This window comes from Vibrio chagasii (assembly GCA_041879415.1).
Taxonomy (GTDB): domain Bacteria; phylum Pseudomonadota; class Gammaproteobacteria; order Enterobacterales; family Vibrionaceae; genus Vibrio.
The window spans coordinates 809,355-824,158 of the sequence record CP090851.1 but is presented as its reverse complement, the minus strand read 5'-3'; the positions used below and the strand labels follow the sequence as shown (position 1 = coordinate 824,158).

The 14,804-nt window shown below is 32.6% G+C and carries 12 protein-coding genes; 6 read left to right on the top strand and 6 right to left on the bottom strand.

Features of this window, described 5'->3' with window-relative positions; genetic code table 11:
• Positions 1-27 precede the first annotated feature (27 nt).
• Complete coding sequence (locus tag L0991_03690) at positions 28-939, top strand: hypothetical protein (protein XGB63178.1); 912 nt, start codon at positions 28-30, stop codon at positions 937-939.
• Between the two features lie 124 nt (positions 940-1,063).
• The gene (locus L0991_03685; protein ID XGB63177.1) at positions 1,064-1,654 is read left to right on the top strand and encodes a hypothetical protein; all 591 of its coding nucleotides are present in this window, start codon (positions 1,064-1,066) and stop codon (positions 1,652-1,654) included.
• A gap of 47 nt (positions 1,655-1,701) precedes the next feature.
• Here L0991_03685 and L0991_03680 read toward each other — a convergent pair whose 3' ends face one another.
• Positions 1,702-2,433 carry a hypothetical protein gene (locus L0991_03680; protein ID XGB63176.1) on the bottom strand — a complete coding sequence of 244 codons (732 nt, stop codon included), beginning with the start codon at positions 2,431-2,433 and terminating at the stop codon, positions 1,702-1,704.
• A 250-nt stretch (positions 2,434-2,683) separates the two neighbouring features.
• On the opposite strand from L0991_03680, the gene L0991_03675 reads away from it, so the two are divergent.
• A complete protein-coding gene (locus tag L0991_03675; GenBank protein XGB63175.1) occupies positions 2,684-4,144 on the top strand; it encodes a hypothetical protein in 1,461 nt (486 codons plus the stop codon).
• A 113-nt stretch (positions 4,145-4,257) separates the two neighbouring features.
• On the opposite strand, the gene L0991_03670 is transcribed toward L0991_03675, so the two are convergent.
• A complete protein-coding gene (locus tag L0991_03670) occupies positions 4,258-6,720 on the bottom strand; it encodes a hypothetical protein (protein XGB63174.1) in 2,463 nt (820 codons plus the stop codon).
• Positions 6,721-6,778: 58 nt separating this feature from the next.
• Here L0991_03670 and L0991_03665 point away from each other — a divergent pair, with 58 nt between their 5' ends.
• From L0991_03665 to L0991_03655, 3 genes are all read left to right on the top strand, one after another.
• Positions 6,779-7,087: a helix-turn-helix transcriptional regulator gene (locus tag L0991_03665; GenBank protein XGB63173.1), complete on the top strand. Its 309-nt coding sequence runs from the start codon at positions 6,779-6,781 to the stop codon at positions 7,085-7,087.
• A gap of 278 nt (positions 7,088-7,365) precedes the next feature.
• Complete coding sequence (locus L0991_03660; protein XGB63172.1) at positions 7,366-8,139, top strand: hypothetical protein; 774 nt, start codon at positions 7,366-7,368, stop codon at positions 8,137-8,139.
• Positions 8,132-11,128 carry an Eco57I restriction-modification methylase domain-containing protein gene (locus L0991_03655; protein XGB63171.1) on the top strand — a complete coding sequence of 999 codons (2,997 nt, stop codon included), beginning with the start codon at positions 8,132-8,134 and terminating at the stop codon, positions 11,126-11,128. Before L0991_03660 ends, L0991_03655 begins: the two co-directional genes overlap by 8 nt.
• A gap of 58 nt (positions 11,129-11,186) precedes the next feature.
• Here the strand turns inward: L0991_03655 and L0991_03650 are convergent, their stop codons facing one another.
• From L0991_03650 to L0991_03635, 4 genes are all read right to left on the bottom strand, one after another.
• A complete protein-coding gene (locus tag L0991_03650; protein XGB63170.1) occupies positions 11,187-12,812 on the bottom strand; it encodes an N-6 DNA methylase in 1,626 nt (541 codons plus the stop codon).
• Positions 12,802-12,990 (bottom strand): hypothetical protein, encoded by a 189-nt coding sequence (locus tag L0991_03645; GenBank protein ID XGB63169.1) that lies wholly within the window; start codon positions 12,988-12,990, stop codon positions 12,802-12,804. Before L0991_03645 ends, L0991_03650 begins: the two co-directional genes overlap by 11 nt.
• A 179-nt stretch (positions 12,991-13,169) precedes the next feature.
• Positions 13,170-13,931 carry a hypothetical protein gene (locus L0991_03640; protein XGB63168.1) on the bottom strand — a complete coding sequence of 254 codons (762 nt, stop codon included), beginning with the start codon at positions 13,929-13,931 and terminating at the stop codon, positions 13,170-13,172.
• Between the two features lie 21 nt (positions 13,932-13,952).
• Positions 13,953-14,705 carry a hypothetical protein gene (locus L0991_03635; protein ID XGB63167.1) on the bottom strand — a complete coding sequence of 251 codons (753 nt, stop codon included), beginning with the start codon at positions 14,703-14,705 and terminating at the stop codon, positions 13,953-13,955.
• Positions 14,706-14,804 lie beyond the last annotated feature (99 nt).

The following is a 14,804-nucleotide window of genomic DNA, read 5'->3' as shown; positions in this document are numbered from 1 at the left end:
TACTTTAAAATATACAAGGAGTTTACAATGAGTAATGAAATTAAAAACGAAGAACAAAACAACGAAGAACCAATCATTCAAGAAAATGATGAAAATCAACAAGACAACATTGTTGAGAATGTCACTATAGAAGATGAAGAAAGTTCAAATGAAGTACAAGAAGTACAACTAGGTATCGATCAGGATAATGCTCAACTCAAAGAGAATGAACTAGATACCCTAGCAAAAGAAGTCGTTGATGATAATCTAGATTACATTTCTGAACTAGATGATGATTTAAATTTTGATAATAAAAATCAAGATGAAATAAAGAAAGCGATTAAAAAGCAAAATTCTAGAAGGAAGATTCTCGCAGAGCGTCAGAAAACTTTTTTACTGGACAACGGTTTCAAACTTAAAGGAAGTGACGTAATTCACGATAATAAAAAGGTAATGAAGCTAAAACGTAATCCATTAACTCGTTCAGTGCGACAAGCTATGCTAGGTCCTTCTCCTAGCCCTGAAGAAATTGTAGCTGGACTAATGCTTGTTAAAGATAAGCATATCGCTAACTTTCCATATTCAGAACAAGGTGTACAAAATTTTGAAACAGCTCTCAAAGAGATTGTTGAAAAAGATTACCTTGATATTGATAAGATCACTATAGATGAAGATGTAGATCAAGCATTCAAAGACGCTTTAGAACGTGTTAAGAATGATACTGTGAAACTTGGTTCTGACAATAAGGTTGATACTCCAAAAAAAGATTTAACATCAGAAAATAATGCCAGAATTGGAAAAGACGATACTGAAGATAAAAAACAGTCCAAGAAGAATACTGTCTTAGATGATTCTAGAGCTGAAGCATTAAATGATATTACTGATGAAACTGAGCAACAGTTACAAGAAAATGTTTCAAACAAAAACAAATCACAAAATAAGAACAAACTTCGAAGATAGGTCTATGAAGAAAACATTGATACGATTAGTTTCAATGTTTTTTATTGTTTATGTTGACAAAAAAACATTCTTACCATAATGTTTCTCTAACGAACTACTTCAATGATTCAATGAGAGATACGTTATGTCAGCACAAGTTACTTTCGATCCACGCACGATGTCACCTGAAGAGCTTCAAGCACAACTTGAAAAGGCTCTACAGATTCAAAAAGATTTTTCTGAGAAAAAAGAAAAAATTGAACAGTCAGTTGAAAGCCTATTATCACTTACTGACGCAACGGAAATCGAAATTGCTTTAGACCTTCTTCTTCCTTTTGTAACAAAGAACATCGACAAAGCAGATTCTAAACTGCGTGATCGTTTATCTGTTCGTATTGATACTAGTGAAGATTCAACTACATCTACTAGCGTCACTCGTCCTAAAGGACAAACATACCAACTTTACAAAGTTGACCAGTTACAAGAAGAAGCTCCAACACTTTATACATACCTTGTTGATAATGAAGGTGCGAAACCTCTAGAATCTGACGAAAACCTGCTTGTGGTATACCGTAAGCGTTTCAAAGCTGATGCTAATGAAGCTGCAAAAGCAGATGGTTTCGATAAAGCTGTAGTTGCACTAGATAAACTGTATGAGCGTGAGTTAAAGGTCAAAGCAGGTGAAGAAATTGAGAATATCTATGCTCTTACCGTAACTGATTTTAATATGCGTTAATTTCTATTGAAATTAAGAAAACCGCCTTTGTTGGCGGTTTTTTTGTCTTAATCAAACTGATTCATTGCTTTAGAAAGAATTGCTTTCGCTATAAATACTGAGGGGTGATACACCTCAGCTTTTATAATGTCATAGTTGGGGTGAGTATCAACTAGATATGCTTCTCTTCGCAAGCAACCTTCTACAACAACATCTAATCCCGAATTGTTTATGTTTATCGCTCTCGGTAACTGTTCAAACCTTTCTGCGACTATCTCATTTATATCTTGATATTGTTGATTGTCTTTTTCTTTTAGTGCCTTATGCAACATCTTTACTATCTGATAGTTTAAATTTATTTGTCTTAATTCTTGATCATACTTTTCTTTGAGTTCAGGATTGCGTTCTAACAGTCTTAAGCATTCGTTTAAACTTTCAAAGTGTTGGTTATGAGCAACTAAAACAGGGTTTCGCTTAATCAATAAATCTATTAAGTTAGGTCTACGTAAGTCTTTAATTGAAGTTAAACAACTATTATCTAATATGTAAGCCACCGCTTCACGATTAATTTTTTGATATTCCTCTACAGCTTTCTTAAAGCCTTCCTTATCGTTTCTTTTTACTTTATCAATTGCTATTAACTTTCTTCTTGTACGTATTTCATATTGATATATTTTATCAGAATCTAATCCTAGAGCGTTATAAACTAACTCTGCCCTATTCTTATCCGTTATCGTATTTCTCTTTCTAAAAGCCCTTTCGTAAAGATTAATTTGATTTATTCTTTCTTTATCGTTCATATTTCACTCTCCTTGTTTGTTACTTTCATTAAATCATTAGCCTTTATTAAGTCAATTATTCTACTTTGATTTTATAGACATACAGAAAAACAAAAAATTGTATACCCCTTTTTAAAGCTATTTTATTGAGTAAGTACACAACTTATTTACAAACATAACTTCAAAGAACGACAGAGGTTATTTTCTTCAATATTGAAAATTATTCCATTAATGTTTTAATTTAGATATATACACAAGATTGGAGATCAAGATGAACTTAAAAAACTTTGATGAAGACATCACTGATGTTCTTCAAAACATTGAAAGATTGCAGAAAAGAAATGCAAAAGGATTTTGTATTAAAAGCGTAAATTGGAATGGACTTCAACTACGTGTTGATAGTAAGAATAAAACAATTTATATCACAAAGTTTCCAGACAGTTTTTACACTGCATCTAAAACGCACATTAGCAAAATATCAGAAATAATTGATAAATTTATTGCACATATAACGACATGTAATTTAGATGATGGACTTGAAGATGTAAAAATTCTCATAGACAAAGATAGTGAAGAAATACAAAAGCTGTACGTTTATGAAGTTTTAGCCACTATCAAAGCTTTAGTCCTTGAAATAAAGAGGGAAAAACAAGGGTTTTACGCTGATGAAGATTTGACAGGATTGAAACTCAGCTTTCTTAGAAACACAATAACGATCAAAGCATATCCTGATTGCTTTGAGAAATACAGAAACGTCTCTACCACTTATCAGAAGCTGCAAGTTTCTTTCACTAACTTGATACAGTCTTGTATCAAAAAAGAGCGTCATAACGAAATCGAGGTTCGCTATACAGAGCTTCCATTGGCTATCAAAGAAAAGGACGGTGTTGATCGAGATACAGCGATTAAAAACGCTGAGTTCGAATACAGATTGAAACATATCAATAGCAACATCGCTTTTGCTTTCAAGTTCGAATCTAACGTAGCAAAACGTTCTATAGGTTTCTCATACGTTCCTGACCGAATTTTTCTAAACAAATTGAAAGAGATTCTTCACCCTTCATATGCAGCCCTTTTTGACGAAGTACACGAATTTGATTCTAAAGAAGTCTATGTAGACGCACACAATGGAAAGATACACGTTTATGATAATCCTAAAATGAACGAAGCTTTAGCTTACATTGTTAACCACTACTGCAGAAAGAAGTATCACGTTGATAGTTTTGAATTGCCGCACGTTCTTATTAAACTTATGCTTTTGGGTTCACCAACAGTTGATATTGAAGAAATATCTGAACAGTTGGAGACAGGTTCAGATCAAGAAAGAATTGAACAAAATAGCATTTTTGAAGAAGAAATCTTTATAGAACATTTTGACCATTTCAAAATCACTGAAAAAGTTAGAGAGCTTTCAGATTATGTCGTGAACAATTTTAGATTTTTAGAGTATTACAGTTATAAACGAAATGGTAACAAAGATATTATAGAAGGCGATAAGAATAGAGTTCTTATTAATTCTGTAATAAGTGATTTCTCAGAGACGAAAGGAAAGCGAACAAAGCACTTGTTACGATTCTATTCAACTCTGGCTTTGCAAGAATTACAAAAAACTTATTTAGTTATGTTTTATGAGTTCTATCATCAGTATCACATTAAAAAAATACCCGATGATCTCTTTACAGTAAAGAAAGAAAAAGACAGCAAAGGAAAATCACTAAAAAATAAAAACTAGTGAAACGTTGACTTTCCAGTTCAATTTGATATATCTATATATATTTAAAGTTTTTAAACTATCATTATTAAGTTCTAAGCCAAAAAAACTCTACATTATGTAGAGTTTTCTTTTTATAGTTTATTTCTAATTCTATTTCTATTCGTTTCATCTTGCACTTGTTTACTTACAGGTTTTGTTGAATCTGAATTTGTAAATTGTTTATAGAAATCATCAAGTTTCTTTTTACTAGCATTATCCATACTTTGGGATAATTCATATAATTTACCTTTATTTTCTATAAAATACTCGGCATCGATCTTTCTATTAAATTTTATTTCTTTCACATTATGATTTACAACTAAATCAATAATTTGTTCGTTAAGCTTTTGCTCAATTTCATCCTTATACGGAACAAAGCTTTCTTTACCTAATAAGCTAATCCCCATTGATTCTGTAAAGTTATAACTTTTATTCTTTATTCTCTTATAACATGTATTATGCTTTTTATCCATTTGTACGATTTTGGTTTTAACCTCATTTGCTATCATATCTTTTAGTCTTGAATCATTTTCCATCATTGGATATTCAACAACAATGTTTCGAGTATTTTTATCAGTAGAAAACAACAGTTTAATGTGTAACTCTCTTAAATGTTGATAGTCTCCATTCAGTTCAACAGGAAATACCCTTAGAACTTCTGTATCTTGCAAGTTCTTGCTTTGATCTACAAACACATCTAAGAGTAAAGCAGCAGCTTGTTTAGGATAAACATCAGATAATGAAACTCTACAACTATCGTTTTCTCCCTTAGTTACCTTCATCAATGGCTTACTACCTTTTTTCAGCACAAAACCATTTCTTTGCTCTATCATTACTGCGCCTAGATACTTTAGATAGTCTTGTGTCATTTTCTGTCTGAATAGCTCAAATTTAACTGTGTTATCTTCATCACCTTCTTGAACAATGTGAACTCTTTTTCTACCATACCTTATGGATTTTGGTACTGAAGACATATACTTAATATTGTGCTGTTCAATATCTTCAGACTCTAGGCTAAACAACTCTAGTAGTGTTTTACCGTGATATAACTCATTCACCATAAGAGAAGATTTTAGAGCTGACAGTGTTAAATTCTTACCCGATTTGAAGTTATTAGTAGACATTACAATGTAAGACAAACCACCTTGTTTTGTCAGATCCATCATCAATCCATCTTTCTTCATTCTTCGTGCAAAGACTTTGAACATTGTCTTTCTAATACGCTTATGCTCAGATTCAGGTGAATCAGAAAGCTTATCGTTCATTTGTTTAACGATGTTGTCATAGTTCGATTTTACAATTTTTTCTACTTCGTGAACTTTTGTAAACGTGTTTTCATCATATGTTTTTCTTTCTCCGTATGATCTAAGCATTTTACGTAACTTTGGATCACGGAAGCTCTCAATATTGAATATAGATGTAGTATTCATAAATGAAGTCGTTGAACTTTCAAACGCTAGATTTACAGCATTTTTATTTGCTTTTATTTCCCTTATGCCATTAGCTTTCAAAAGATCTTGTAGCTTTTCAGGATTTGATAAACCTTCGGCATATGTTTGTTTTACTAACGCTTGTAACGCACGATAATCAGCTATACCTTTTGACAAAGAGTTATGATGTGAAATGCGCTGTCTTAGATATTCTCTACGTTGCTGTTTCCCTTCAATTTTATCCATACCTTCAGCAATGCCTTGAAGTAAAAATTCTTTGTATTTCTTCTCTATTTTCAAATGAGCCATTTTCTTTGCATTTCTGAAATCTCTACAATTCATTAAACGATTAGTCACAGGATCAAACGGTGGCATATAGCTATGTATATGGGGATTAGCTTCACCTTTGATATGAAAATTATCCATTGCTATTAAATCTTCTATCGTTGTTTCCCAACCATCAACGTCTTGACCAATCTTTTGATCTCTTTTGATTTGATTAAAGAAACTACAAATAATCTCATCTTTTATTTTCTTCATCATCATTTTTGTTTTGAACTTATCACGGTTACAATGTTCCAACATTTTGTTGTATTCGTCTTTTGTAAAAGTTACATTCAACTTATACATAAACAGTTTTTTAGTGTCTAAGCATTCTCCGTGTTCATCTAAATATTTTTCTAAAGGGCTTTTATTAAATATAAACCTTTCGTTTAAAAAGTTTTTTTGGCGTTCAGCTTCTTCAAAACAAGCGGCTTTTAGCTCTTTAGGACTAAGATTCTTCCCCTTCGACTTTAGCCATTGACCAAAATCCGTAAGGCGTGGATTCATACCCATAAACATATCACAACGATTTTCACACAAACGACCTGTTTGTTCGTTCCTCACGTTGTAGTAAATATGATTTCCAAAATCAGCAGAACCTTCTACATTGTCTGTTTTCTTAACAAGTCTTTGCTTTCCGTTCTTATCTAATTCAATGTGGCTCTTTTCTTCTTTTCTAACTACATTGAAAGTGTATGGCACTTTCTTCATTTTTAATATCATAATATCTTCTCCTATATTTATTATTGAAACATAGGATTCTCTTTTTTCAACACACATATAGATAAATTTTCTTTTCATATATTGATATATCATATTTTTATGATAACAATGATATTATTAGAACAAGGATTTTAAAATGAACGAAAAAGAATTTATTTGGAATGCAATTATTGAGAGATTTGATGAGTCAAAATTAGAACAAATAGAGTTTGCAAAGGTTATTAGTGAAAGTCAGTCAACAGTAAGTTATCTACTCTCAAATCATAGAAGATTTAAAATCGAGACACTGAAAAAGATTTTAAATAAGGTCGGTTATATAGTCGTTTGCAATCAATGCAAAGAAGATTCAAAAGAATTAACCATAAACATTGTAATAGACAAAGAATTAAATGATAAATATTTCAACAAAATAAACTCTTTAAATAAAGGACAAAATAATATTTAATTTGACAGTTTGTTGTTATGATATATATATACTTATGTAAGACTTTATTTCATTTAGTTTAGTCTCTTATGTTTGTGTGTGCGTAGACCTTTTTCTGTTAGGTTTACTAGATCAGCTCTACTACGGTAGAGCTTTTTTATTGTCCCAAAAGACTTAGAACACCCATTTTCAGCACAGAAAGCCGTTGTTTTAGCGACAAAACCTTGCGATATGAACCCGGTGTGAGATACTTCAACACTAGGTATCTGTGAACTATATGCTGCGAATAACGACTTGAAATGACTCTCTACCCTACCTTTAACTTAAGCGATGACCAAAGAAAATGGTTAGATGAGTTGGTATCAAGCCAAGTGAAGGATCTAGGTATTTATATCAGGTCACTAAAGCGTCTTAACGACTTTGCTTCCATCAAGCCAGATCAGCCGCAAGACCAACAGTTTATTGATGTTTTTTTAAACACTTATTTGTTTAATTTAGTTAGCACTGGCAAGTTAAAACCGACTACTGCAAAAGCTTACTACAACGTTTGCTTTAGGTTTATCACTTGGCTCACGAATGATAATCAGCTTAAGAAACAAAATGTTGAAAGAACATTCTCTACTGTCATTCTAGGCAACATAAACAAAGAATTGAATTTCAGTATTTTACTTTCTGAGAAAAGTGCAATTAATAGATGTTCTATTGAATTTAAATTAATTCTCCTAATCATCCTGAAAGAAAAACATTTGAGAATAGAAGATGTTATCTCATTATCAACTGACAATTTAGAACTTATAAAAAACGTTAGATTAAAAAGTGTTTTGAAAAATTATATTTTTTCAAATAGACGTTCATCACGATTAGAAAAGGTTAGAAGCGAATTACCCTATAATAGAGTTTTCTATAGTCAAAGAGGCGAATTGTTCTCTTTAGATTCTTTCCGAAGTCGTTTGTCAGATCTAAACAAGATTTTAAAAAGTAACAACGTCCATATAACTTCAAAGGTTCTTAGACAATTCTCCATTACCGATGAAGAAGTATGTGTATTGATTAATGGAATTATTAATGAGTAAAAAAACGCAGTTAAAAGCATTGGTTGAGAAATATCAAAATGATGTTGATTATTATCGCTCTGCCAAATATAACGAAACTCAACTAAGAACTGATTTTTTGGATCAGCTCTTCTCAATACTAGGTTGGGACATAACTAACGCAGCAGGAAAGCCGACAAACGAACGTGAAGTGTTAGTTGAAGAGGGTTTAAAGGCTAGAGCTGGCGATAACACTAAAAAGCCTGATTATACCTTTAGATTATTTTCTGAACGTAAATTCTTTCTTGAAGCCAAAAAGCCTAGTGTCGATGTATCAACTGCTATCGATCCTGCTCTACAAGTTAGACGTTATGGTTTCACTGCTAAGTTGAAAATTTCTGTCTTATCAAACTTTGAATATACCGCAATCTATGATTGCTCTAACCAAGTAAAAGAAACAGATTCAGTAACAAATTCTAGAATCAAACTGTATCACTTCACTGAACTGGTCGATAAGTTTGATGAGATTAACAATCTGATTGGTCGAGAAAGTGTTTACACTGGTCAGTTCGAAAACGAATGGTCAGAAATTGAAAATAAGATACTAAAGTTTAGTGTTGATGACCTATTCCTTAAACAAATAAACGACTGGCGTTTGCGTCTTGCAAATGAGTTTTTGCACATAAAAAATGAACTTTCAGAAGAAAAGTTGAACGACCTTGCTCAGAATTACATTAATAGCATTGTTTTTCTTCGTGTCTGTGAAGATAGAGACTTAGAAGAGTACGAAACTCTTTATCACTTCGCACAGGAAAAAGATTTTAAATCTTTAGTTCACAAGTTAAATGCATCAGATAAAAAGTATAATTCGGGATTATTTGCACTTGAATACATTGATGAACTAATTAATAATAAAGACTCTTGTATTTGGAGTATTATCGAACAATTATACTTCCCTCAAAGTACCTATTCTTTCTCTGTTTTCTCTTCTGATATTTTAGGTAATATCTATGAAATTTTCTTAAGTGAGAAAGTTCGTGTTGATGAACTTGGAAACGTTCAAATTCAACCGAAAGAAGAACATATTGATCGAGATGTTGTTACTACTCCTACCCATATAGTAAAAGAGATCATTAGAAATACAGTTGTTGAATACTGTAAAGATAAATCAGATATTGAGATTTTGAACTCTAAGTTTGCCGACATAGCTTGTGGTTCAGGTGCATTCATCATTGAAGTATTCCAATCTCTTCAAGATATTCTTGTAGATTATTATTTACAACACGATAAGTCTAAGCTTCAACAACTTTCAGAGCATACATACAAACTCAAGCTTGACGTAAAAAAGGAAATTCTTTGCAAATGTATCTTTGGTATTGATAAAGATTACAACGCTACAAAAGCTTGTGCTTTTGGTCTACTTTTGAAGCTTCTTGAAGGCGAAACAAAAGAAACCATTGGAAACAACACGCCTATTCTTCCTGCAATCGAAACAAACATATTGTTCGGTAATAGTTTGATCGATAGTGGCGATAAAGTTAAACAAGACGACATTTGTTCGATTAATCCTTTTGAATTTTCGAACTATCAATTTGATGTGATCGTTGGCAATCCACCTTATATGGCAACTGAACATATGAAGCAGTTGACATCTAAGGAGCTAAACATCTACAAAAAGAAATATAAATCTGCCTTTAAACAATTCGATAAATACTTTCTATTTGTTGAACGTTCAATGCAAGTTCTTAAAGATGGTGGCTACTTAGGTTATATCCTACCTTCTAAGTTCATAAAGGTAGGTGCAGGTAAAAATCTACGTAAGCTATTAGCTGACAACAAATATCTATCAAAATTCGTTTCTTTTGGTTCACATCAAGTATTTAAGAACAAAACAACTTACACTTGTTTATTGTTTTTAAACAAATCAGATCACGATGAATTTTCTTTCTCTGAGGTAAAAGACTTTAAGAAATGGTTGACTCGTGAAGACAAATCACTTCTATCAAGTTCATATCAAACAAGTTCACTTGATTCTGATACTTGGGTTTTAGAAAAGAAAACAAACGACATTTTGAATCGGATGTTCTCAAAATCTGAGCAACTAGGCGAGATCGTAGGAAAGAGCAACGTAGCGAATGGCATTCAAACAAGTGCTAATAAATACTATATTCATAAAGAAATAAAATCTGAAAATGGATTTGTATATTTCGAGTATGATGGTGTTGAATACCATATCGAAAAAGAACTGACTCGCCCTTACTTTGAAACTAATCGTTCAGGTGATGATAGTTTTTATAGTTATAAAGATGTTGAGCCTAATTCATTTGTTGTTTATCCATATAAAAAAGTAGGCGATAGAATCCAGTTTATTGAATACGATGATCTTAAACGTCACTACCCTAAGTTGTTTGAGTTTCTACACGTTGTTAAAGTTCACCTGAATGATAAGAAACGTTCAATTAAACCCGATCCTACAGGACCCGATGAGTGGTATAGATACGGACGCAGCCAAGCTTTAGAGAACTGCGATGTTGACCAAAAACTGATTGTTGGAGTTCTATCCAATGGTTATAAATACAGCATTGATAACCATAGAACTTTCGTATCTTCTGGCGGAACTGCGGGTTATAGCATTGTCAACGTCCCTACTGACGTTAAATATTCTATCTATTATATCCAAGCAATTCTTACATCAAAGTATCTTGAATGGTTCGCTTCTATTTATGGTGAGATTTTCAGGGGTGGATTTGTCGCTCGTGGGACAAAGGTTCAAACGAGAATGCCTATTCCGACTATTGATTTTGATAAACCAAAACAGAAAGCAACACACGATAAGATTTGTTTACAACAGCAGTCTTTGAATAGGCTATATGGCCAAGTTCAAAAAGCAGGTGATAGAGAAAAAATCATTCTCGAAAGGCAATTTGAACAAGAGAAAGTCAAAATGGACGATTTGATTAAAAATCTCTTTGACTTAGGGGATTTAGATTCAGAAATTCCAACAGTGGAAGAGCTTTACAAAAGCCTGTAAGCATCTAAGATAGAATCAATGCGGCGTGTTAGCTGCATTGATTCCCTTCTCTATACTTTTACTTGCGTAACCTTCTGTCTCTGAGCTTTTTCCATATCTCTACAAGCTTTTCATTCTCTTCTTGAGTAAAACCAAGCTTACCTAAGATTAACGAACCTTGTTGACGAATGACATTTTCTATCTGACCTTCTTTGATCAACTGATTAAGTTCATCAGCATTATGTTCAAGCCCTTCAACAACAGGTATATATAACTTTTCTATCTCAGATGGAACAAGTTCTAGAACACCGCCACCGTAAAACCGCCCTTCTAATTCAGCAGTTATTGCGGTTAGAGGATTCAAAAAACTACAAACTAGGTTTTCTGGGTTAGTGACAGTCGAGGTAATTCTATAAGCGGTATCAGTAGTGTACGCCCCAACTTTGTTATGAATTAAACGTGGTGCATCGTGACAACGTTTTAGCATACCTATTTCTGTGCTATACACTGAAGGAACTTTAAACCAAGGCTTGCGTATACGGCACTTATAGCGTTTGTGATACTCTTCTGCTTCGCCTAATGCTATGTAGCTTTTAACTCTTACAGATAGGTCTTCATACTCTTCATCTATGTATAAGAAGTTAGTCGGTAAACCTTGATTTTGATTTTCAATATGTTGCTGTTCATCATAGATAATGCCAGGGCAATGTTGGCTTCTACCGAACATAGGGTGAGAAAACTTATCTAGTTCATAAGTTGTAACTGTCTCATTATCCACAAGAAAATATTTGTTAGCACCAGTTACTATACCAACATCAACTTTGGCTATATCTTTAAACTTACGAACATCAGTGTGAGCGATTACTTTTTTTATTAGCTTAAGCTCGTCAATATCAAGAGTAGCTTTTGTCCACTTTCCTTCAACTGTTTCACCGTTGATTCCAACCGTATTATCAAAAAGGATATCTGGATCGTCTTGAAGGAATTCAAAACCACTAACACTTACGATACCAACGCCTTGTGACGGTTCATCAGAATCTTTCTTTTTCTCTGCAAGGATAATCACCGCACCTTGTAACGTGTCTTCAAACCAAATTTCTTTAGGGTCGATGATCACAATCTTTGAGCAAATATGACCTAAATAGCTTCTCAATGACTGAGCGTGCATTACGTGACTAATCTCAGAAGGAATGACCATACCCATTCTTCCACCCTCTTTAAGAAGTGCTAATGAAGATAATAGGAATGGGACCCAAGCATTAGTGTGTTTGGTAAATTTAAGATCAAGTTGCTCGAAGACCAATTGAGCTTGTTCTTGAAAATTTTTCTCAAGGAACTGGTAACGGATAAACGGAGGATTACCTAGCACACCTTCAAATATCGGCTTTTGCTTCTTGAGCTGTTCATTCGCCCAAACAAGAAAATCACCTTCTGTAACAGTGGCATTATCAAGGTTGTTTAACTTACAGCGTTCAAGAGCCTTAGAAGCCTCTGTATCGAACAATTCAAAACAAGATAACTCGATACTAGCGTCACAATCATTATTAGCTACAGCTTGAATAAACACACCATCACCACAGCTCGGTTCGAGTATGGTTTTTGGGTTGTTACTTAACACCCACTTTGATACATAATCAGCTAGATTTTGTGGTGTGTAATAGCCACCTCTTAATTTTTGTGAGGTTTGATCTGCTTTAAACTTCATCGTCTACCTTCGAAAAGCTTTGAATTAGCTCGGATTTTTTTTCTTTAATGTGTCTTTGTGCTTTGTCTACGAACCAGTCTTTCAACGTTTGCTGTTCCATCGCAAGTATTGAATAAAGAGCTTTCTTTAGTTCAGGTTCAACTTCGAGCACTATGCGCCCTGATTCACCTTTTGCCATAAGAGCACCTATGTAATGTTTGTTATGTTACATAGCATACATTGGTTTGGTCTGGACCTAAAGAGGAAATGGAAACTATTTCCATTGTTTATATTATGAACAAATGATTTTAATAAGGTAGAAAAAAGCCACTGTTTAAGCGGCTTTTTCTAAGTATTATTAGTCATAAAACATGCTCTTTATCTTTTGAACTTACGTTTTGCTTTAACGTCCTGATCTAAAGTGTTATCGACTTCATTCTTGTTCAATGCCTTTTTAGATGATTCTAATATTTTATCTTTATTAGCGTAATGATTAGCTTTAGAAAGATCAGTCATTCTTTCTAAAAGTGAATCTTTTGAAGTGTTGTTATCTGAAGCAATTTTTTTAAGAGTTGCTGAATTAACTACATCAACTTTATTTTCTTTGTCAATGACAATTAAAACACTATCTTTTCCAATCTTGCTTTGAAAAGATGTGATTAACTTATCATCTATGATTTTCGCTTCTTTTACCTCAACTGGAATGTTAAGTTCTTCTCTATTTCTAAGCTTTTTAGCAAAGTATTCATTTTTTGTTCTTTCAATCACTTGTTCTTTTACTGAATCTCTGTACTCTTGTGCAAATTTGTCTACTTTTGGAGCATCATAAGTAACACCTAATTTTTTGTATATTTGTTCTTCTAGATATTCTTCATCATCGAAATGAATGTAATATCCTACGTCATTTGTATAGAACTTGTAGTCAAACCAATCACCTCTATCTGAACATCCGTCACAATGAACAGTAAATGTAATATCGTTTTCCTTATCAATGAAAGTTGTTGATAGACAGATTTGTTCTTCTTCGAAATCTCTAAATGTATTACCGCTAATTGGGCAATGATTTACCTTAGAATAAAAATATGGGTAATAGTTAACCTCTTCATCTTGCTTTATAATGTTATCTTTTTTTATTATCATAAGTTACCTCGTTATGCTTAATTAGATTGAACGTCTTTTATTAAGAGTTCGTTTAGATTTGTTCGTTTCACTCAATCCTAGATTTTCTTTATTCTGACATTTTGAGTTTTCAACAATTTCTCTTCTATTGATATAGAAATTAGTTGTAGCCAGATCAGAAAGCCTTTCTTTCAGAACTGATTCAGCAAGACCTCTTTCATTACAAAGTTTTTTAAAACACGACAAATTAACAATCTCTTTATTATTTTCAGTGTCCGTTATCATTAAAAAACTATCTTTACTGTACTTACTTTCAAACGATGTAATAAGCTTATCATCTATCAATGTTGCTTCTTTTAGTTTTACAGGAATGTGCATATCAATACCGTAATTCATATGATGTGCAATAAAATGAAACTTAGCTAAGTTTTTCATATCATTTTCGCAAGCTTTAAAATAAAGATTGAAATATTTGTCGTGAGTATCATAGTCGTAATCATTTAAACCATAATTTTCTATAAGAATGCTTCTAAATAATTCTTTATTTTCAAAACTAACTTCTAGATCAATCCATTCATCAGAATCATTTTTACAAATAGCGGTAGCTGTCATTTCAAACTCAAAGTCATTCTCAGTATCAACCACCATTGCATTCAGTGTTAAACTTATTACTGACTCATCAATCGCTTTATTGTTCTGAGAGTGATGGTCGAACACTACTGATAGTTTTTCGGTTATTTCTTTACTTTCAATTCTGTGCGGTTGTTTTGTTGATAAGAATATTTTGTTAAACATATTTACTCTCCATTTTTGTTTAGTTATATACATTTTAATAGCACATTAAGTACATCTTTCAAGCTTCCATCGTTCTTTGAAATATTGATAATCATAAAA

Coding starts and splice junctions, on each gene's coding strand:
- L0991_03690 (XGB63178.1), top strand. CDS start 28: ATGAGTAATGAAATTAAAAACGAAGAACAAAACAACGAAGAACCAATC.
- L0991_03685 (XGB63177.1), top strand. CDS start 1,064: ATGTCAGCACAAGTTACTTTCGATCCACGCACGATGTCACCTGAAGAG.
- L0991_03680 (XGB63176.1), bottom strand. CDS start 2,433: ATGAACGATAAAGAAAGAATAAATCAAATTAATCTTTACGAAAGGGCT.
- L0991_03675 (XGB63175.1), top strand. CDS start 2,684: ATGAACTTAAAAAACTTTGATGAAGACATCACTGATGTTCTTCAAAAC.
- L0991_03670 (XGB63174.1), bottom strand. CDS start 6,720: ATGAAAAGAAAATTTATCTATATGTGTGTTGAAAAAAGAGAATCCTAT.
- L0991_03665 (XGB63173.1), top strand. CDS start 6,779: ATGAACGAAAAAGAATTTATTTGGAATGCAATTATTGAGAGATTTGAT.
- L0991_03660 (XGB63172.1), top strand. CDS start 7,366: ATGACTCTCTACCCTACCTTTAACTTAAGCGATGACCAAAGAAAATGG.
- L0991_03655 (XGB63171.1), top strand. CDS start 8,132: ATGAGTAAAAAAACGCAGTTAAAAGCATTGGTTGAGAAATATCAAAAT.
- L0991_03650 (XGB63170.1), bottom strand. CDS start 12,812: ATGAAGTTTAAAGCAGATCAAACCTCACAAAAATTAAGAGGTGGCTAT.
- L0991_03645 (XGB63169.1), bottom strand. CDS start 12,990: ATGGCAAAAGGTGAATCAGGGCGCATAGTGCTCGAAGTTGAACCTGAA.
- L0991_03640 (XGB63168.1), bottom strand. CDS start 13,931: ATGATAATAAAAAAAGATAACATTATAAAGCAAGATGAAGAGGTTAAC.
- L0991_03635 (XGB63167.1), bottom strand. CDS start 14,705: ATGTTTAACAAAATATTCTTATCAACAAAACAACCGCACAGAATTGAA.